Source organism: Planctomycetota bacterium, from assembly GCA_016235865.1.
In the GTDB taxonomy this organism is placed as follows: domain Bacteria; phylum Planctomycetota; class MHYJ01; order JACQXL01; family JACQXL01; genus JACRIK01.
The window spans coordinates 510,033-530,192 of the sequence record JACRIK010000003.1 but is presented as its reverse complement, the minus strand read 5'-3'; the positions used below and the strand labels follow the sequence as shown (position 1 = coordinate 530,192).

At 51.4% G+C, this 20,160-nt stretch carries 14 protein-coding genes; 9 read left to right on the top strand and 5 right to left on the bottom strand.

All coding sequences use genetic code 11. The annotated features are described in order from the left end of the window. Positions 1-52: 52 nt before the first annotated feature. Both HZA49_03775 and HZA49_03770 read right to left on the bottom strand, forming a co-directional pair. Positions 53-5,467, bottom strand: a complete 5,415-nt coding sequence (locus tag HZA49_03775) for a PQQ-binding-like beta-propeller repeat protein (GenBank protein MBI5778559.1) — start codon at positions 5,465-5,467, stop codon at positions 53-55. Between the two features lie 71 nt (positions 5,468-5,538). Further along, positions 5,539-6,411, bottom strand: a complete 873-nt coding sequence (locus HZA49_03770) for a hypothetical protein (protein MBI5778558.1) — start codon at positions 6,409-6,411, stop codon at positions 5,539-5,541. Positions 6,412-6,497: 86 nt separating this feature from the next. Between HZA49_03770 and HZA49_03765 the strand changes: the two genes are divergently transcribed. Further along, positions 6,498-7,469: a hypothetical protein gene (locus tag HZA49_03765; GenBank protein MBI5778557.1), complete on the top strand. Its 972-nt coding sequence runs from the start codon at positions 6,498-6,500 to the stop codon at positions 7,467-7,469. A gap of 38 nt (positions 7,470-7,507) precedes the next feature. On the opposite strand, the gene HZA49_03760 is transcribed toward HZA49_03765, so the two are convergent. Together HZA49_03760 and HZA49_03755 are read right to left on the bottom strand one after the other, a co-directional pair. Further along, positions 7,508-8,143, bottom strand: coding sequence for a redox-sensing transcriptional repressor Rex (locus tag HZA49_03760; GenBank protein ID MBI5778556.1), 636 nt, complete (start codon positions 8,141-8,143; stop codon positions 7,508-7,510). Between the two features lie 82 nt (positions 8,144-8,225). Next, positions 8,226-9,230 carry a hypothetical protein gene (locus HZA49_03755; protein ID MBI5778555.1) on the bottom strand — a complete coding sequence of 335 codons (1,005 nt, stop codon included), beginning with the start codon at positions 9,228-9,230 and terminating at the stop codon, positions 8,226-8,228. Positions 9,231-9,315: 85 nt separating this feature from the next. Between HZA49_03755 and HZA49_03750 the strand changes: the two genes are divergently transcribed. The 8 genes from HZA49_03750 (at position 9,316) to HZA49_03715 (ending at position 18,971) form a co-directional block, all read left to right on the top strand. Continuing rightward, positions 9,316-10,029: a YggS family pyridoxal phosphate-dependent enzyme gene (locus HZA49_03750; GenBank protein ID MBI5778554.1), complete on the top strand. Its 714-nt coding sequence runs from the start codon at positions 9,316-9,318 to the stop codon at positions 10,027-10,029. A gap of 21 nt (positions 10,030-10,050) precedes the next feature. Next, positions 10,051-12,972, top strand: a complete 2,922-nt coding sequence (locus tag HZA49_03745; protein ID MBI5778553.1) for a protein kinase — start codon at positions 10,051-10,053, stop codon at positions 12,970-12,972. Between the two features lie 9 nt (positions 12,973-12,981). After that, positions 12,982-13,818 carry a purine-nucleoside phosphorylase gene (locus HZA49_03740; protein MBI5778552.1) on the top strand — a complete coding sequence of 279 codons (837 nt, stop codon included), beginning with the start codon at positions 12,982-12,984 and terminating at the stop codon, positions 13,816-13,818. A 35-nt stretch (positions 13,819-13,853) separates the two neighbouring features. Then, a complete protein-coding gene (locus tag HZA49_03735; GenBank protein MBI5778551.1) occupies positions 13,854-14,408 on the top strand; it encodes a manganese efflux pump in 555 nt (184 codons plus the stop codon). A 27-nt stretch (positions 14,409-14,435) separates the two neighbouring features. After that, entirely contained in the window at positions 14,436-15,125 is a 690-nt protein-coding gene (locus HZA49_03730) for a PAS domain S-box protein (protein MBI5778550.1), read from the top strand. A 199-nt stretch (positions 15,126-15,324) separates the two neighbouring features. Beyond that, positions 15,325-18,198, top strand: a complete 2,874-nt coding sequence (ileS, locus tag HZA49_03725; protein ID MBI5778549.1) for an isoleucine--tRNA ligase — start codon at positions 15,325-15,327, stop codon at positions 18,196-18,198. Positions 18,199-18,358: 160 nt separating this feature from the next. Continuing rightward, positions 18,359-18,616, top strand: a complete 258-nt coding sequence (locus HZA49_03720) for a hypothetical protein (protein MBI5778548.1) — start codon at positions 18,359-18,361, stop codon at positions 18,614-18,616. Further along, positions 18,603-18,971 carry a hypothetical protein gene (locus tag HZA49_03715; GenBank protein MBI5778547.1) on the top strand — a complete coding sequence of 123 codons (369 nt, stop codon included), beginning with the start codon at positions 18,603-18,605 and terminating at the stop codon, positions 18,969-18,971. Before HZA49_03720 ends, HZA49_03715 begins: the two co-directional genes overlap by 14 nt. A gap of 233 nt (positions 18,972-19,204) precedes the next feature. Here HZA49_03715 and HZA49_03710 read toward each other — a convergent pair whose 3' ends face one another. After that, entirely contained in the window at positions 19,205-20,146 is a 942-nt protein-coding gene (locus tag HZA49_03710; GenBank protein MBI5778546.1) for a PhoH family protein, read from the bottom strand. Positions 20,147-20,160 lie beyond the last annotated feature (14 nt).

Genomic DNA, 20,160 nt, shown 5'->3' with positions numbered 1-20,160 from the left:
GACAAAAACTGCCGGGATAAGAGCCAGTAAGTCACTGCGTTCCTAACCGGCTCTAATATTCAATTATCGCATTAATCCTGAAAAAGAATCCGTTGGCGGAGTAATCGTTATTGCGCCTGAGGTCGTCGGAGAAGTCCGTGAAATTATAACCCACGCCCAGATGGACGTTCCGGTTGGCCTTGTGCATCACCTCCGCCAGGAATCCGCTCTTTTTGTCCTGGCCCAGGGTCTGCCTGAGGATGCGGTGTTCCACGCCGGCATACCACTGCTTAAACACATTATAGTTAATCCGGTTTATCCAGAGCGCCACCTGGTTATCGGTTTCATCATACCCGCTGATTGTTTCTTTCATGTCTTTGAAGGCGTATTTTTCCACCAGCTGCAGGGTTTTCGACAGGTCATAGGCGGTTTCCAGGGCGTAAATATCAGACCTGGTCCTGGTTGGTGCAATATCAGCCACGCCGGCCTGGGCGGCCGGATAGATATCCTTAAGATAAGTGTATTTGGCCAACAAATGCCACTTATCCCATTTGATTGGACGCAAGGCCAGGCCCAGGCCGGTTTCTTTAAAGAGCGCCTCGGTTTTGTCTGTAGTCCGGTTCTCGGTCCAGGAATAATTCTCCCTGAGAGAGACGGTTATGTCCGGCGTTAGCTGATGCCTGAAACTGTTGGCGGTAAGATACTGGTGTTTATCAACGTCGCCTTCGTCAAACCGGGCTTCAAGTTTGGTATCAAAGGCGGTCTTATCCCTGTCCGCATACCTGAACCGGAGCGAGCCGGATTCCCTGATAGTTTCGATATTTGTCGTCCCGTTGTAGTCGTTGACGGTTCCTTGCTGGGCGCTGGCCCAGAATTGCCATTTATCCGAAAGTCTGGTCTCCTGTCCGAGAACAGTAGCGGTGGAACGCTGGGTAGCGTCAGTAGCCCGGGTATTCTTGGTGGCATAATCCTGCTGGGCGTTCAGGCGGGTGTCCGGGGTCAGCTGGTGTGTCGCGCCGTTAGAGGTCTGCAGGGTGTCGGATGCTCCGTCATCACTGATACTGACATTGGAAAACGTCTCGGTCTTGTCGGATACTTTATTATTAACGCCGATTAGGTACGCCTGGCCTTTGGTGCCGTTAGTGGCCTGGAGGTTGACCGCTGTCTTCTCGCTAAACGGGAAGGCGGCGCCGAGCGTAGTCTGGGAGTTGGTATCGCCCTTGAGGGTGGACTGCTGAATCGCATAAAGATTACTCTTTTGACTGAATGCATAATCAACCTTAAGCGCGCCCAGCGTCAGGTCCTGGTTGGTCTCTGCCGCAACGCCACCAACCAGATTGGTTGATTCCTGGTAACGGTATTCGTTGGTAATGGTCCACTGGTCCTTGCGGTAAACACCCTGCAGGGCGCCGGTCTCGGTCCGGTCCGCGCCGATATTGCCTTGCGAAACGATATTAGCATTCTTTAATAATTCCTGGTTGTCATAACGGAGGTTTATCTTCAAGTTTTCCGTGGCAGAATATTTAATTAGATAGCCGTAGCGCATCGAGCCCTGATAATTATATGACGAGGAAGAGATAAAACCGGGCTCCACTTTCTGGTAATACGAATCGAAGTTGAGCCATTCGGCCGGTTTTATCCCAACCTTGATTTTATTGGCCACCCCCTGGCTGTTATTGGTCCCGGCCACGGTGTTAAACCCCAGTCCGCCGTTGGCGGAGATATAACCATCCATGCTCCGGGAGGTTGACTCGGCGTATTCCGCGGACAGGGACAGCCTCATCGGTATGATAAACGTGGCTGCCTCGTCCAACGAGAAGTCAACGCCTTTTAATTCATAGTCGCTGTCATCCGCTTCGGCAATATACGTTCCGCCCAGTTGCATCCGGTTATTGCGGTTGTCGGATAGTTCGCCGGATAACCTGCCGCCGTAGGGTCCGTCATTAAATCCCCTGGACCCGGCCGGGGCATACTCGTAATCCACTACGACATAAACCGGATTGCCGCCCAGGATGTTATTCGAAGTGATGTGCGTTGAGCTGTCAACCATGGCCGGCGGCTGCCGGAAAATAATCCGTCCGTTGGAATAATCTATTTCATAATCGCTGTCCCGCGCCAGCTGCCTGGCAACCAGCGCCAGATTAGTGAGCTGGTCCCGCGTCTCAAGGGCGATACGCTCCGAACCATGCAGAATATCCTTGTTTTTGAGATAGTAAACCGAGCCGCCGGTGGCCCGAAATTCGTTGTGGGCCGGAACCTGCTCGGTTTGCGCATCCTGGGAAGAGGCGAAAACCGTGCCCGATGCCTTTATGGCCAGACGGTCATTCTTGTAGACCGGCACCTGCGCGGCGTCTAATTTCACGCCGGCCAGCGTTCTGTGATAAGTTGCCAGTTCGCTGGACGCGGTCCCTTCGGGTTCAGTTTTATTGATACCCGAGTTATACGAACCATACAGTAAGCTGGATTTACCCAGATTCGCTTCAGGCAGGGAGTCAATTCTCAGGTAAAACGGCCCGGCGGTGTTTGCCGCATCGAATGACACGGCGGAATTATCGCCGTATTCGGTATAATATTTATCCGGGTCAATGTGGCGGAAGAATGTGGCCTGCGGGGCGTTGAGCGTTGAGCGCTTGGTGTCCAGGGAGGAGGCAATCTCAAACTTGTTCTCTATTTTGCCGGACAGATAATAAGCCAGCCGGCCGTTCAGGCGGTTACCGTCCTTGACGTTTTTATCCTGTTTGCTGGCGTCGCGACCGTTGGTGGACACGCTGTCCACTTGCGCCTCGCCCAATAAGACAAAGGTCAAATCGTTAAGCGGCGGAACAAACGATGACATCGGTTTGTCTGCCGGCTTTATCCCGAAATTAGCCTTGACCAGTAATCCCGGAGTGACCCGCGCCAAACACGGGCTATCCGTGGTTATCCAGTATTCGGATACATCCTTAAGATGAAGAAGGTGCGTGCCCGGTTTTACGCCCGGGATGTGATAACCTCCGTTTTTATCCGTGGTAATTATCGTGCCGTCCTCCATTATAATTTGCGCTACGCCGTATCCGCCCTCATCCTGGTCCTGTATTCCGTTGGCGTTCTTATCCCAAAAAACCTTGCCGATAATCGTGCCCAGGTCAAACAGCGGGTCCGGCACCACCCAAACCTCGCTTTTGGCAATGGCCGTCACGCCTTCGGTTATCGGCGGTTTATCATAATAATATCTGGCATAGGCACGATTGGTATATTTTCCGGGTGCCAGGCCGCTTCCGACAATCAGCTGGTAGGTAAGCGTCTTGGAAAGCCCGGGCGTAAAATGCCCGACATCAAACGTCAGGGTATCGCTGCCAATCGGGTCGGCTTGAACCGCGCCGGACAATCGGCTGGAACCCTTGAGATACTTGAATCCAGCCGGAATGCTGTCTATGACCGTGGTGGCTGTTGCCGAGGTCGGGTCCACGCCCCGGTTGGTAATCACAACCTTATAGGTCACCACCTCGCCGATAGACACCTGCGCCTTGTTGGCATATTTCTGAATGGTCAGGTCAGCCGGGTCAAGTGTGGCCGCGCCGATGGCATATATCTTCCGGTCGTTGGAACCGACATATAGGGTCGGCGTCACGGCATTGGCAGCAATCGCCACCGAAGAACGAATCGTTGCGGTTGCTCCCGATAGGTCAATCGGCCAATCCGCGGACAAATCAGCGCCTGCGGAAGTTAGGCCGTAGAGCTTGCCGTCATCGGCCCCGAAATAAACCCGGCCCGAAGCGTCAACAGTCGGCGAAGAGCGAATATTATTACCGGCTGTGTAAATCCACAGAGGCGTGCCGTCCGAGGCGTTGCGGCAATACAACTTGTCGTCATCCGAGCCGAACAGAACCTTGGCGCTGTCCAATGCCGGTGACGACCAGACCTGCCCGCCGGTGGGCACGCTCCATTTCAGGGTGCCGTTGGAATTTATCGCATAGAACGAGCCGTCCCAGCTGCCCACATAAACCACGCCGGAATTATCCACTGCCGGAGATGAATAAATCCCGCCCCCTGTGGTGTAACTCCATTTAAGCGTGCTGTTCTGGTTGACGGCATAGAGCTTATTATCCAGAGACCCGACGTAAACAGTGCCGTCGGGACCGATAGCCGGTGATGACCAGATTTGCCCGCCGGTCGTGAACGACCACTTGAAACTGCCGTCCGGATTAACCGCGTAAAGACTGCCGTTCATAGAACCGATATAAACCGTGCCATCCGAATCAATCACCGGCGACGAACGGACCAAGCCGCCGGTATTATAAGACCAGTATTGGTTGCCGTTAGCCGGATTAATCGCGTAAAGATTATTACCCGCGCCGGCGTAAATCGTGCCGTCCGAGGCAATAGCAACCGATGAATGCACCACGCCGGGGCCCAGCGGGCTGGTCCAGAGCGTGCTCCCACTAGTCGGGCTTAAGGCATATAATACACCGTCATAAGAGCCGACATAGATTGTGCCGTCTGAAGCGACGGAAGGCGACGCCTCTATTATTTCTCCGGTGGTATAAGTCCATTTTGTGGTAGTAACCACCGGCCCGTTATAAACCGAAACGCCGGTGTGCGTGATGGTATTGCGGAACATCGGATGGGGCGTCGCACCCAAACCCGGCCCGACCGCAATAGTCGTAACGGTCTTGGTAACGGTCGAAAAAGCGCCGGCCCGGTCGCGCACCTGGACACCTATGGTATGAGACCCCACTCCGGCAAATGAAGTGGTAGTAATCTTGTCAAAGGTAAATGCGTTATCCCAGTTACTGTCGCCGTCCAAATCCCAGCGGACCAATAGCCCGGTTGAATCCGGCTCGTCCGCATCGGTTGAAATCGAAGCATCAAAATAGAAATTAGTATTGATGGTTCCGGTCATTGGAATAGCCCTGAAATCAGCAACGGGGGAATGATTTTTCTCTTCCTTTTTGGGATTGAAATAATCAAACAGCGCCAAGGACCCGGACACCAAGGCGCCGATATGCCATAAGGTTGGCGGAGTGTCTTTACCAACCTCAGAGGCGATACACCTGACAAACTTAATATCCGCAACGAACTCATCGCTTAATCTTCTCGTTTCACCCAAGCGTAATAAGCCGAAAGGCGTCTGCTGGTAATAAATAATCCGGAAGTTCTGGCTTTCGCCCCGCTCTATCACCCCCTTATATGCGGCGACAGAAGCATTCTTGCCGCCTATCAGGACTCGTTCAGGCGTCCAAGCATCAGATAAAGACGTCTTTCCCGTCAGAATATTATCCTTGCATCGGGCATACATCGAGTAGTAATAACAACCCAGGCGCTCCCGCTGAACTTTGATCAAACGTTTATAGACAATTTCGTCAACGCTGCTCTGCGGTTCTTTCCAGCGATAGACTACTTCGACAAGCTTTCCTACGTCAGCTGGGAGTTCTTCTTCAAATATAATTTCTGGGTTTGACGACACTATATCTATAGGTTCATCTTCAGGTTCTACCTGGCTATTCAAAAAGCAGGGTTGTGCGCCAATAATACACAGACCCAACAAAACATTCGATATAATATATTTATAGTTCATTATTATTTATTTGTGTCAGGATTCGGTTCAATTTCTTTTTCCCTAAAATCTAATTTGGTCGGGGTCTCCTTTATAAGAGACCGCGCATTGGCATGGCCATAGTCCGAGATGAGTATCATTGTCCGGTATTTATCTTCTACGACCATCAATTTCACCAGCCCGGCTAACGGCACCTTGTCGGAATACCAAACATATCCGGTTGTGGCAGGGGAACTGAAAATTCCCGGTTCTTTTGCCGCTTCTTGTTTTAGCAATACCCTAGTGCAGTTAAGCGTACTTTCCTTGCCGCCTATCTTGATAGGCAAGGTTTCATAAGTAACCGAACTCTGATCAAAGATCTCCGGAACCAGCATCCGGGTAAAAGGAATAATATTAAGTTCCGAGGTCATCTCGTCAAAGAGCATTTCGCGGGTAATTCGCGTCTTGACCTCCCAAATTCTAAGGTGCAGCTCCACGGCCGGCAGTTTTCCGTATTTCAAAATTAACCTCTCGGCCTGGGGATTCCCGTCTTTATCCACCATTAACTTTACAATCCGCTGTTCTTCCTTACCCTCGTTAATGGCGAATTCCACCCAGAGATACTCGTTTTCTATCACGGTCTCTTTAGCTATAATGCTAATTTTAATATCAGTCTCTGAAAGAGTGTTAACCGTGTCTTCGGTAACACCTTTGCGATAACGCTTAACCTGGTATTTAACCCACTGGCCTAAGGCTAATTTGCTATGCTTCGCATTATTTTCCGAAATGCCTGAGCCGGGTGTCGTATCCGCTTTATTCGCGCGTGGCTTCTCGCTATCCTTTAGGGGTTCGCCCACCAACGCGAGAATAGCAAGCGGGAGGAAAACCAGAACAAACAATATTCTATAAAAACTCATATGCCCGTTAGGGTATTATACCATTGTCGTAAAACTATTCCATATATTTATTTGACTCGTAATGCTTTTTTAGTATGCTTATCGTTATGAGCCTCAAAATACTAACGTCGGTTTTCACAGGTATTATTTTACTCGTCGGAGGATTTTACCGTCTCTACAGCGAAGATGAAGATAAACCGCCATCTCCCGCCGAGGTTGCCCTGGAACAACTTAATAAATGCGCGGATGCTTTTTATACCCAGGAGAAAGCCAAGGTCACCCGGATTGCCTGCTTCGTCCTGGCACCTGAAATATTCAAGTCACAGGCATACCGTTCCAGGTACATCCTGGAAAAAGTGGATTACGAAATGATTTGGGATCAGGATAATCCTCTCTCCGTAAAACCCAGGGACATTCCGCCTTATTTCGGCTGGGAAGCCAAGGCTGAAGCTGAATTATACGCTAAGGTTATGGCCGCCCAACTCCAGGAGATTTCCAAGATTACCAACCCGGTGAGCGAAATAATTAAACAGCTAACTGCCTTGCAGAAAACGGAACGCTATGAACTCAAATCCTCACCTGACGGTAAGTTGCATAAGATAGAACTAACCGTCAAGGATACCGAAAAACCCAAAAGACGCCATCGAAAAACTGACCGCTCCAAGGAAGAGGAACTCCCGAAGGAAGAGAAAACTCCTGATAACATTATCCTTTGGCTAAATACCGACTATCAGATAACCCGCCTTGAAATCATCGGGTACAGGGAAAAAACCGTCGGGGTTTTAACGCCGGTCAAATACAACAAGCTGTGGAACATCGGCCAGCTGGACGTCACCACCTACAAAATTACCAGATCTGAAAAAGAAGATTCGGGCGAGTCCGTTCCGCCACCATCTTTTATTTTCAAGGACCGAACCAAGGTGGTGTTCGCTTATACTAATCCTGTCGATAAAGTAATGGTCATTTCAAATCTTCAGATAACCCGCATGGATAGCGATGGCAAGGCCTTGGTGCGCCGTAACGAACCCAATCCGGTTAATATAGCATTCACCAAGCACGAAGTTGAAAAATCTAAATAAATAATCGGGTGGTTTCTGCCCCACCGAAAGGTTTTTCGTTAAATGCTTTTCCCCGAATCAGGCTGGACCAAGTAATACGACAGTCTTGTCAATTCGTTGGTAATATCAATATTCAGGACGTTAACTCCGTCCGGCACAACTATTCTGGTTGGTGCAAAATTAAGAATCGCCTTAACACCCGCCTCTAAAAGTAAATTGGTTACTTCCTGGGCTGCGTTGGACGGAACAGTTAAGACAGCGATTTTAACAGCATTGTTCTGAATTTCTTCTTTGATGGTCTTGATGTCTTTTATCTTCAGGCCGGCGCAGAACATCCCGGTTTTATTTGGATCGCTGTCAAAAAGCTGGGTAACCTTAAACCCCTGAATCTTCAGGCCTTCGTAAGCCACCAGAGCCCGGCCCATGTTACCTACGCCGACCAAGGCCACCTCCCATTCACGGTCTATTCCCAGGATGCCTTTTAACTGGCGGGTTAAATCCTTGATGGTATACCCCCGTCCCGGGGTGCCGAATTGCCCGAAATAAGTCAGGTCCTTCCTGATTTGCGCTGCGGTAAAGCCGGTAAGCTGGGAAAGCTCTTCGGAGGAAATAACCTCTGTCTCGCGGGACTCCAGCAAAGCCCGGTAATAAATAAATAACCGCTTGATGGTCTCTTTCGGTATTCCTAATGGCATGATATTATTATTTCAATATTACATTTATATGTCAAACAATAACACCCTCAATTCATATCAGTCCATAATTTATGGACTGGATTCAGTTTATCCTGTATCTATCTACCTCGGAGTCGACCGGGATCAGAATGTGGTCAATAATCTTGCCTTCGTTTAACAGATTTGTTTTAATCTCTTTAACGTCATTAATATCAGCATAGCGTCCGGTAATGCCAGCTGCTAATTTGATGTCAGCCTCATTAAAGCCGCCCCTAAGCAGCGCCACCGGCCCCATATAATCGGCCGTTTCCATAAGAATATCGTCTTCTCTGGCCAGATTGGCTACAGTTTTGTTTTCCGCTTCGTTGCGCCCGACCACCAGCTTAAGATTCTTGTTCAGCCGAAAGTGCCGACCAATCTGCAATAATAAAATATCGTTTAAAACAAAATTCGGATTGTGAAGCAAGAGGTCTTTTACCCTCATTGCAAATGCCGGGTCGGTCAAAAGGCACCCGCCAGCCGGACAGGGATAATCCTTGATTTCAAATATATTAGCCAGCGACATCTGCTCTTTGCGGGACCGGCCTGAAATAGCCAGCAGTTTTTCCCGGTCAACCCATTTACTCTTCTCCGGAATAGTCGGCTCAAGCAATTTTGCTGAAAGCGGTCTAAGAATAAGCCCTTCCAGTTTGGTTTCTTTTTCAATAAGTTTCAGAGCCCGCAGATGCTGTGACATCGGCCGCTGCCCCAAAACTTCGCCCGTTATAACGAAAGAAGCTCCGGCCTGCCTCATAACCTCCCGGGCTGAATGTATCATATTTATTCGGCAGTCTATGCAGGGATTAACATTACTGCCGTAGCCGTGCCGCGGTTTACGCACCGCTTCCAGAAGCAAATTGGTGTTGTTGATATTTCTAACCTGAATATGAAATTTCTCAGCTATGCCCCTGGCTTTGGAGCCGCAGGCGCCGTCTTTTCCGTCGCACCGGCAGAAAACCGTGGTAAAATGCAGCGCTTCTATTTCAAGCGGAACTACGGCTGATTCCTGTACCACCTTGATGGCTAATGTTGAATCCAACCCGCCTGATAATAATGCCAATGCTTTCACAATATTAACTCCTTGACTACAGACAGATATTATATATTATTATAGCAACTCTGGTCAATGTTTAATTCTCGATGGATGTTTTTAGATGTCAGACGCATTAAGAAAATCGCTGGATAAAATCCGGCTCCGTATTAAATCGGCCGCCGAACGCGCGGGAAGGAATCCTGATGAAATCGTGGTCGTAGCGGTCACCAAAACAGTCGGGATTGAGACGTTAAAATCCCTGGCTACCCTGGGCTGGAAAGATATCGGCGAAAACCGGGTTACCGCTGCTTTTGACAAAGCTAAAGGTTTACCCAACACTAAATTTACCTGGCATATGATTGGCCACCTCCAGGGTAACAAGGCGAAAAAGGCGGTCGGGATTTTTGATTATATCCATTCCCTGGACAGCATCACTTTGGCTGAAGAACTCCAGGCAGAGGCGCTGAAAATAAACAAATCCGTTCGGGTGTTAATCCAGGTAAATGTCAGCGGTGAAGCAACCAAGGGCGGCATCAAACCGGCGGAATCAGCAGACTTTTACCAGAAAGTAAAAGAAATTATTTCGCCCACACAAAATACCGGGTTAATAATCAGTGGGTTGATGACTATGGCGCCCATAACTGACAACCCCGAAGCCGTCCGGCCTTACTTCAGGCAACTGCGTGAGTTGCGGGATAAATTAAAGAGCGATTTTGTTGACGATGCCGCCTCCGAAGAATTAAAATACCTTTCAATGGGAATGAGCCAGGATTTTGAGGTGGCGATTGAAGAAGGCGCCAATATGCTCAGAATCGGCACGGCGATTTTTGGTTAACCAGATTTATAATTAGAATCCATGCCTAAATTACTTGTAGAAAAAGGTCCGAATAAGGATTTAGAGATAACCGTCGGCAAGACCGTTTTTGCCGGACGGGATACTTCGGCCCATATCATGCTCACCGAACCGATGGTCTCCCGGCTCCATTTCAAGATAGAGCATCGGCCGGACGGTTATTATCTTTCCGACCTGGATTCGCTCAACGGCACCTTTGTCAACCGGGCCCGGGTCAGGGAGCGGCTGCTTAAACCCGGCGATATGATCCAGGTGGGCGACACCATTTTTTCGTTCGTCTCGGACGACCCGGCCGCCCAGCAGAAATCGCTGGTCGGCAAGATCGTCGGCGGCTATTCCATCATAGAAAGAATCGGCCGGGGCGGCATGGGCACGGTTTATAAGGCGCTCCAGATTTCCCTCAAACGGACCGTGGCCCTGAAAATACTTTCCGAGGACATGCTCAAGGACAAGACCTTTATCGAGATGTTCCTGCAGGAAGCGCGTTCAGCCGGCCAGTTAAACCATAATAATATCGTCCAGGTCTATGATGTCGGGCGTACCCCGGAAGACATCTATTATTTCTCCATGGAGTATATGTCCGGCGGAAGCATCCAGGAACTGCTGATAAAGCGGACCCGCCTACCCCTGTTCCAGTCGGTCAAAATGATGCTGGATGCGGCGGCCGGTCTTTCGTATGCCGAAAAGAAGGGCATTGTCCACCGCGACATCAAGCCGGACAACCTGATGATCAGCGAAGACGATATCGTAAAAATCGGCGATTTAGGATTGGCCAAAAGCGTTTCTTCCTCGCAGCAGGAAAAACAGTCCAACACCCTGATGGGCACGCCCCATTACCTGGCTCCCGAACAAGCCCAGGGAAAGGCCGTTGACCACCGGTCCGATATCTATTCGCTAGGTGCCAGTTTCTACCGCATCATCTCGGGTTCAACGCCCTACAGCGCCTCCTCGGTGAAGGATATTATCGTCAAGAAATTAAGGGAAGACCCCAGGCCGTTGAAAGAAATCCTGCCTTCGGCCCCTGACTCGGTGGTTAAAGTTATCAGCCGGATGATGAAGCGAAAGATAGATGAGCGTTATGCCAACTCGGCCGAACTGATAAAAGACCTTAAGGTTTTAAAAGACGAGCTTGACCCGGACCGGCCCAAGCCGATAGCCGACATTCCACTTGTCCCGGCCGGGCCGGAATTGCCCGAAGCGGAAAAGGCATTGCGTAAATCGCCTTTTGTCCGGCTGGGCTTACCGGCTATTCTTTTGGTAATGACCATCGGCGTAATATTCCTACTGGGCCATTATTATTCTGACATAAAAAAGACGCCCGCAAACACCGGTGATTCAACGGGCGGAATAACCGGCACGTCAACGGCGATAACAGCCACCGGGTCAAGCGACTACGAAGAAAAGCTGGCCCAGGAATATCTGAGCAAGGCCCGCGCTTACGAAGCCGGGCTTACGCCCGATAGCACCAGGGATGCGATTAACAAAGGAATCCCGTTATACGAACGCATCATCACCGAATGCGCCCGCTCCAAACTGGTAAAGAATGCCCGGGAAGGCGTCGGCCGCCTGAACCAGCTTATCAAGGCCCTGGAGGAAAAAGAAAAGCAACGCCTGCTGGCCGACGAAGTCCTGGCTTCTTTAGGCCAGCTGGAAAGCCGGATTAATGCCAGCCTCAAAGTAATTCTCGAATCTGCCGGGGAAGGCGATGCCTTAAACCTGGCCCAGGAATTCGTAAAGAACTCGTCGGCTGAATTAGATAAATTCAGCAGCCAATACCCGCGGTTTACATCGGTGAAGGAACGGGTGGAAACCAAAAAAACCGTCCTTATCAAATGGCTTGATTCGATCAGGGCCACAGGCGAAAAATACCAGTCGCTCAAAGAACAGTCGGAAATCTCCGTTAAGAGCGAGAGGTTTGCCCAGGCGCTTAAATCCATTACCGCCTTTGCCGACAATCCCGCTTATCAGAATACCGTCTATGATAATATCGCCAGGAATTATTACCGCCAGGTGGAATCCCAGGCCAAAAAATCATTCTCCGGCCTGCTGCTCAGGGTGGAAGACCTCAAGGACAAGGGACAGTTAACCGAGGCCCAGAAATTATTGTCCGCGGCCCGGAGCACCTACGGCGTGGAAGAAATAGAGAACCGGATAAAGGATTACCTGGACTGGTTTGACGGCCAGAAAGGTGAAATACACAAGCAGGAACTGCAGAAGGAAACCGCCATCTTCCCGCAATACCTGACACCCCTCTTCTGGTTCCTGCAAAGCGGCCAGTTTGACGAATGGGCCAAAGCGGAAAGCCAGGCGAAAAGCACGTTCCAGACCAGGGAATACCAGGAAAAATTCGCCCAATACTTGTCCCTGATGAAAATGGAAAAGGGCCTGATTGACCGTTTTATTGACCGGTTCGAAAAGCGTAAGCTTGACCGGCCCGTGCTCCAGGGCAAGGAAATATCCTCGATAGACGCCAAAAGCGGCCTTATTTATTTTACCCTTAAGGACAGCCCGCCATTAAAGTTCCAGGAAATCTCCATCCGCGACTGGGAAATCTGCCTGACCAATTCCTGGGATTTGGACGCCCGGGATTTCTTCGATTTAGGCATGCTCTGCATCTACCGGGGCGGCAATATACTCAAGGCTGAGGAATCTTTTAATAAAGCGCTGCAAAAAAGGCCGAACCGGGAACTGCAGGACCTGCTCAAGCAATACCGGCCCAGGGATAAACTTGAGGAATTAAAGAAAGGCCGCGAGGACGACGCGGAACTGGTCCGGCAGCTGGCCGAAAAACTATATGACAACAAGCAGCAGCCCCAGGCCCTGGACGCCTTCCAGCTCCTGCGCTACCGCTTCGTCAATACCCTGGTCTATACCAACAACAAGACCGCCATCGACACCAAGATTAAATTATTAGGAGGAAAATAACTGAAAATAATGACAGAATTAAAGAATAACATCAGCGCAGAAGTCAACCAGGCCGCCGAATTCATCCGCTCCAAAATAAAAGGGTTCTCACCCGAAATCGGCATCATCCTGGGCACCGGCCTGGGCAATTTCGCCGATGAAGTCGCCGACAAAACCATCGTGCCCTATACCGAGATTCCCGGATTCCCGGTCTCGACCGTCATGACCCACAAGGGCGAGCTAGTCTTCGGCAAAATCCACGGCAAACCGGTCATGGCCATGGCCGGCCGATTCCATTATTACGAGGGTTACAACCTACAACAGACCACCTTCCCGGTCCGGGTCATGAAAGCGCTGGGCGTAAACACCCTGATTGTCTCGGCCGCGGTGGGCAGCGTCAATGCCGATTGCCCGTCCGGAATGGTCGTCCTGGTCAAGGACCATATCAATCTCCTGGGCACCAATCCGCTTATCGGCCCCAATGACGAGCAGCTCGGCCCGCGCTTCCCGGATATGTATAACACCTATGACAAGGTCCTGCTTGAAATCGTTTCCCAGGTGGCCGAGGAAAATAATATCAAGACCTATCGCGCGGTCTATGCCGCGATGACCGGCCCGTCCCTGGAAACCCCGGCTGAATACAGGATGCTTCGCATCATCGGGGCTGACGTGGTCGGCATGTCCACCGTACCGGAGGTGATTGTGGCGGTCCATTCCGGCCTGCGCGTCCTGGCCCTGGCGGTGGTGACTGATTTAGCCACGCCCGAGGCTATCAAGCCGGTGAATATCGAAGAAATCATCCACATTGCCAACGGCGCCGAACCGCACCTGAGCGCCCTGATCAATGGCGTTATCAAACGGCTCTAACCAAAACATTTAAACCCGCTTATCAATTTAAGGATATGGACATCTTAACCACGCTAATCATCGCCCTGGGCCTGGCCACGGACTGCTTCACCGTTTCCATCACCAGCGGCATCATCATCCGCAATCTTAAGGTGCGCCACGCCGTTAAGATTTCCCTGTTCTTCGGCCTGTTCCAGGCGGTCATGCCCTGCGTCGGCTGGCTGGCCGGGGTGGGCATGAAAAACCTCATCACCGGCTTCGACCACTGGATTGCCTTTGGCCTGCTGGTCCTGGTGGGCGGCAAAATGATTTACGAATCGTTCAAGATAGAGGGCGAAAAAAAGGAAAGCGACCCGCTCAATATCTACGTCCTGCTGACGCTCTCTATCGCCACCAGCATCGACGCCCTGGCCATCGGCGTCACCCTGGCGTTTCTGGATACGGTTATTATCTTGCCGGTCATCATCATCGGCGCGATTACCTTTATCGTCTCATTTATCGGTATTTATGCCGGCAACCAGTTTGGACACATCTTCGGCAGTAAGATAGAAGCCGTCGGTGGATTGGTGCTCATCGCCATCGGCGTAAAAATACTCGTTAACCACCTATAATATCGGTAACCAGACAGGAGTTGAATTATGCCGCCTAAAACAAGAAGTCCGCTCCAGGCCAAATCCCTCAATCTCTACAAATTCATCCGCCTGGTGCTCGGCCCGGACATCTCCAGTCGCCAGATTGCCCAGCGCTGGAAAATGGACGAGAAGAATTTCCACGAGTTTAGGATTGGCAAATATCCGGTGCCCCGCATCGGCAAGCTGGACGAGCTGGCTTCAGTTCTGGGCGTGGATAAACATCTGGTCTTTCAGGTAGCCAGCGGCACGCCGGCCCAGAAAGTCTTCAGCCTGATAAAGAAAAATGACCTGTCCGGCCAAATCCGGCTGTTATCCAACCAGCTGGACCAGGCGCACCAAAAACTGGCCAAATCAGAAAAACTATTCCGCAACCTGTTCGAAAATGCCAACGACGCCATCTTCCTGGTGGACGCGGAAAAGAACGTGTTCATCGACTGCAACCACCAGGCCGAACGCCTGGCCGGCCGGTCCAAGCACGACATCATCGGCGCGCATTACTCCATCCTCATCCCGCCCGATAAAAGACGCATTTACCGGGACTTCATCAGAAAAAATATTAAAGAGCTCAAAAGCCAGGTAAAAAGCAATTATTTATACCGGGCCGACGGCACACTGGCTCACGTCTCGGTCAGCACCAGCATAGTGGAGATAGACGGCCGTCAGATTATGCAGAGCATCTGCCGGCGGATTGATTAACCCGGCTCAGGTATTGACCAGATTCAGAAACCGCTGGTTGTCAACCCATTAAGATGAACAGATTCTTGTTCGTCTGAGTAATCTGTGCAAACTTGTCCTGTAAGGATCTGTGGTTATAAATATTGACCACGCTCACCCTGTTTGGTATATAATAACTCTTTCGTTATCCGAAAAATATTTATTAAAGTGAGCGTATTTTATGAATGAAGCGTCCCAAACCGAAAAGACCGATTACCAAAAGACCCTGAACCTGCCCCAGACCGACTTCTCGATGAAGGCCGACCTGACCAAGAAAGAGCCGATTATCCGCGGCCAGTGGGCCAAACTCGACCTCTATCACGAAATATTGAAGAAGAACCACGGCCGGCCCAAGTACATCCTGCATGACGGGCCGCCTTACGCCAATGGCAACGTCCATATCGGCACGGCCCTGAATAAAATCCTCAAGGACATCGTGGTCAAGTTCAAGACCATGCAGGGCTTTTACTCGCCCTATATCCCGGGCTGGGACTGCCACGGACTGCCCATTGAGCACAAGGTCTTAAACGAACTCGGGCCCAAGGCCAAGACCGTATCGCAATCACAAATCCGCCAGGAATGCGAGACCTACGCCCGCAAGTTCATCGACATCCAGCGCAAACAATTCCGGGCCTTGGGCATCTTCGGCGATTGGGATAATCCCTACCTGACCCTGAATCCGTCTTACGAGGCCGGCGTGATTGAAGTATTCCGCGACCTGGTCAAGAGCGGCTATATCTACCGCAAGCTCCGGCCCATCCACTGGTGCATGCACTGCGAGACCGTCTTAGCCGAGGCCGAACTGGAATACTCCAACGAAACCAGCCCGTCCATCTACGTCAAATTCCCGCTGACCGACGCTCAGACAAAGGAATTAACATCCAAGGTTAGTCATTCGTTGGGCGCGGTCTCTTCGAGTTCGTCATTAGACATTAGTCATTCGATCGTGTCCTTCTTCATCTGGACGACGACACCCTGGACCCTGCCGGCCAATGTGGCCGTGGCGCTGAATCCGGCATTTGAATACGCCTTAGTGCAAACAGGTAGCGATGTCCTGATTATGGCAGCCGGACTGGTGGAAAAGGTCATGGCCCTGATTGGCGTGACTGACTATAAGATTCTGGGCAAGGTCAAGGGCGCGACCCTGGAAGGCCTGGCCTATAATCATCCCTTTGTTCAGCGCACCTGCCAGGTCATCCTGGCCGACTATGTCAGCTTGGAGGACGGCACCGGCATCGTGCACATCGCGCCGGGCCATGGCATCGAGGACTACGAAAGCGGCCTGAAATACAAACTCCCGGTCATCAGCCCGGTGGACAAGGCCGGACGATTTACGCCTGAGGCCGGGGTATTCCTGGGCGAGCGGGTGTTCGACGCCGACCCGAAAATCTGCCAGATGCTCACCGACCAGAAATTGCTGTTGAATAAAGTGGATGTGGTCCACTCCTATCCGCACTGCTGGCGCTGCAAGAAACCGCTCATATTCCGGGCCACCGAACAGTGGTTCATCTCGGTGGACAATCACTCGGCCCGGCAAAAAGCCATTGAAGAAGTCAAGAAGGCCCGGTGGGTTCCGGAATGGGGCAAAAACCGGACTGTTTCAATGCTGGAATCGCGGCCCGACTGGTGCGTCTCGCGCCAGCGCAACTGGGGCGTGCCCATACCCATCTTCTACTGCGCCAAATGCAACCAGTCCCTGCTCGACGTCAAGGTCATTGACCACGTCCGCGGCATATTCGCCAAAGAGGGCGCCAATGCCTGGTTCATCAAGTCGGCCGCCGAACTCATGCCGGCCGGCGTCAAATGCAAATGCGGCTCTACCGAATTCAATAAAGAAAACGACATTTTTGACGTCTGGTTTGAATCCGGCTCGTCTTTCCGTTCGGTCGTCATAGAAAACAAAGACCTGCAATTCCCGGCTGATTTATATCTCGAGGGCTCGGACCAACCGGCCCGGTGGTTCCAGTTATCATTGTTACCCTCGGTCATGACCCGGGGTGTGGCGCCGTTTAAGAACGTGCTCATCCACGGATTTGTCAAGCGGCCGGAAGGCGAAAAGCTCTCCAAGTCCAAGGGCGCTATGACCTCGGACGAGATGGTCGCCAAGGTCGGGGCTGATATCCTCCGGCTCTGGATTTCATCCATCAACTTCACCGAGGACATCCCGATATCGCTGGAAATCCTGCAGGAAAAGGCCGACCCCTACCGCAAGGTCCGCAATACCTTCCGGTATATGCTGGGCAATCTCTATGATTACAATCCGGACACCGACGCGGTAAAATACGCCCAGATGCTGGAAATCGACCGCTGGGCATTGAACAAGCTCCATCGCCTGATTGACATGACCACCCAATCCTACGCCAACTTTGAGTTCTACAAGGTCTTCCGCGAGGTCTATGAATTCTGCGTGGTCGAGATGAGCTCGTTCTACTTTGACATATTGAAAGACCGGCTCTATACCTTCGGCGCCAAGTCAATCGAGCGCCGCTCGGCCCAGACCTCCTTAAACGAGATACTCCAGTCGCTGGTCAAACTCGTTGCCCCGATTCTCTCCTACTCAGCCGAGGAAATCTGGGACAATATCCTGTTTGTCAACGCAGGGCGCAAAACGCCGGACGCAAAACTCCCACGCAGCGTCCACTTACTCGACTGGCCCAAGGTGGACCCGACCAAGATTGACAACAAGCTGGACGAGAACTGGAAAAAGATATTCCTGATCCGCTCCGAGGTGACCAAGGAGATAGAAACTCTGCGCAAGGCCGGCCAGATCGGTTCATCCATCGAGGCCGACGTAACATTATATACCGACGGGGCGGACTTGTTGGAATTCCTGATGATATACGAAAAGGAATTGGCAACCATCCACAAGGTCTCGTCCGTCAAGGTCATCAAGAAACCGGCCCAAAAGGCGGCTGACCAGATGCAAATGGGCGTAGCCATAGCCAAATCAGGAAACCAGAAATGCGCCCGCTGCTGGAATTCCACTGCGGACGTAGGTAAAACTACAGCGCACCCGACCCTGTGTGGCCGATGCATCGGAGTCATCTCCGGTTGATAGAAATAATCCGGACGCCCCGGGCCTGATTATCCATCAGTTAAATCCGTTTACTCCTGTTGTCTGTATCTGACCAAAATTCCCAGATAAATTAGTCCGCCAAGGGTGTTTTATCGTTTAGATAGGTGGGCTGGGAAGCCTAATTATAAAGGGGTTTTATATGTTTTACCGCTTTAATTATATCATCGTTTGCACCGTGATAACCGTTATGCTCGGCATCTGGATATACTCCCTGTCATTCACGACACCCAAAAATACCATGGGCACACTGGAAATCCCATTGCCAAAGGATGAGGGTATGCAACCTACATCTGTTGTTGACCCGATACTGGACGAGATTAGGGTATTATATGGAATGGGATACCGGCGCAGGCAAGACCAAACTAAGAATAGGGTCAAATACAGTGAAAAGTTTTGACAAACCGGAATCGATTATCCGTGAAGATGTCCGTATTCTAAAAGAAGCGGGGGTGCAAACTAATGCTTATCCAATTACAGTGCTAGATGGCTGGGAATTTTCTTGTTACAATATCGTTCCGATTGTTATCAATCCCGCGCCCAATGTCCCCTGGCAGGATATAGTCACCGTAATAAATATCTGCAATAAAGCGGATATCGGGGTCGTGTTTTCCAAGCGGTATCGTTTTCCGGAAGATGTAGAAGATTTATATGAAGAAGAGGAATACACCGGACCCGAACTTACAGAAAAGGAATATATAAAATGGGGGGATAAGGTCAAAAGGCTGGAAGCCCCCCGGCCGGAGGTGAAATAACGGCTTTGTGCCTCAGTGTCTCCGTGGTTAAATACCCCGACAAGCCGCGTAAATACTGAACCCTGTGCGAAGCACTGGTCGGGAGCATTTAGCCAGTGGCTGAAGCGCATCGGGTACGCGTGACGTTTAATCCGTATGTGGTTGGTTACGTCGTATAGCGTGAAACGTGGAGTGTAGAGCGTATAAGAGGCGCGGAAGGCACAGAGAAACCTCCGTGTCTCCGTGGTGAAGGCTTATTTTTGCTTACCCTTCTGGTGCCGTTTGACCTCGTAGGCGTCAACCACGGATTGGACCAGCGGGTGCCGGACAATATCGGCCCGGGTCAGGTAGCAAAAGGCAATACCCGGAATATTGGCGATGATGGACTGGGCCTCGACCAGCCCGGAGGCCTTGCCGACCGGCAGGTCGATCTGGGTGATGTCGCCAGTAACCACTATCTTGGAATTCCGGCCCATCCGGGTCAGGAACATCTTCATCTGCTCCGAGGTGGAGTTCTGGGCCTCGTCCAGAATCATGAAGGCGTTATCCAGGTTGCGCCCGCGCATATAGGCCAGCGGCACCACCTCGACAATCTCAGTCTCCATCAGACGCCGCAATTGCTGAAATTCCAGGAAGCTGTTCAGGGCGTCATAGAGCGGCCGAAGGTAGGGATTGACCTTTTCCTGGTAGTCGCCGGGCAGGAATCCCAGCCGCTCGCCGGCCTCGACCGCCGGGCGACACAGGATTATCTTGCGCACCTCGCCTTTTTTGAATGATACCAGCGCCCGGGCCACGGCCAGATAGGTCTTGCCGGTGCCGGCCGGGCCGATGGCAATCACGATGTCGTTTTCACACAGGGATTTGAGATAGCCCTCCTGACCATCGGTGCGCGCCTTGACGGCAAAGACGTCCTGGGCCAGCGCGGAATGCGGCTGGGCGTTCAGCGCATCCGGAGCGCAGCTGTTATTGTTTGGCTTGTTGTTTATCAGATTCAGCACCGTTTCTTCATTGTTCGTCCGGGAAGTGGCCATCCGGGAAAGGGCATTAAAGGCGGTTTCCACCGGCTGTTTCTGGCCGGTAATGACCAGCTCCCGGCAGCCGCCCCGGGAGGATTGCATGGTTATCTTGACGCCCAGTTTATTGCGGATGAGTTTCAGATATGAGTCATACGGGCCGAATGACTGGACGAAATCCATATTGTCGGGCAATC

What these genes read in the sequence shown, in the direction of transcription:
- HZA49_03770 (MBI5778558.1), bottom strand. Translation starts at nt 6,411, where the DNA reads ATGAGTTTTTATAGAATATTGTTTGTTCTGGTTTTCCTCCCGCTTGCT.
- HZA49_03760 (MBI5778556.1), bottom strand. Translation starts at nt 8,143, where the DNA reads ATGCCATTAGGAATACCGAAAGAGACCATCAAGCGGTTATTTATTTAT.
- HZA49_03750 (MBI5778554.1), top strand. Translation starts at nt 9,316, where the DNA reads ATGTCAGACGCATTAAGAAAATCGCTGGATAAAATCCGGCTCCGTATT.
- HZA49_03740 (MBI5778552.1), top strand. Translation starts at nt 12,982, where the DNA reads ATGACAGAATTAAAGAATAACATCAGCGCAGAAGTCAACCAGGCCGCC.
- HZA49_03745 (MBI5778553.1), top strand. Translation starts at nt 10,051, where the DNA reads ATGCCTAAATTACTTGTAGAAAAAGGTCCGAATAAGGATTTAGAGATA.
- ileS (MBI5778549.1), top strand. Translation starts at nt 15,325, where the DNA reads ATGAATGAAGCGTCCCAAACCGAAAAGACCGATTACCAAAAGACCCTG.
- HZA49_03735 (MBI5778551.1), top strand. Translation starts at nt 13,854, where the DNA reads ATGGACATCTTAACCACGCTAATCATCGCCCTGGGCCTGGCCACGGAC.
- HZA49_03720 (MBI5778548.1), top strand. Translation starts at nt 18,359, where the DNA reads ATGTTTTACCGCTTTAATTATATCATCGTTTGCACCGTGATAACCGTT.
- HZA49_03730 (MBI5778550.1), top strand. Translation starts at nt 14,436, where the DNA reads ATGCCGCCTAAAACAAGAAGTCCGCTCCAGGCCAAATCCCTCAATCTC.
- HZA49_03710 (MBI5778546.1), bottom strand. Translation starts at nt 20,146, where the DNA reads ATGGATTTCGTCCAGTCATTCGGCCCGTATGACTCATATCTGAAACTC.
- HZA49_03765 (MBI5778557.1), top strand. Translation starts at nt 6,498, where the DNA reads ATGAGCCTCAAAATACTAACGTCGGTTTTCACAGGTATTATTTTACTC.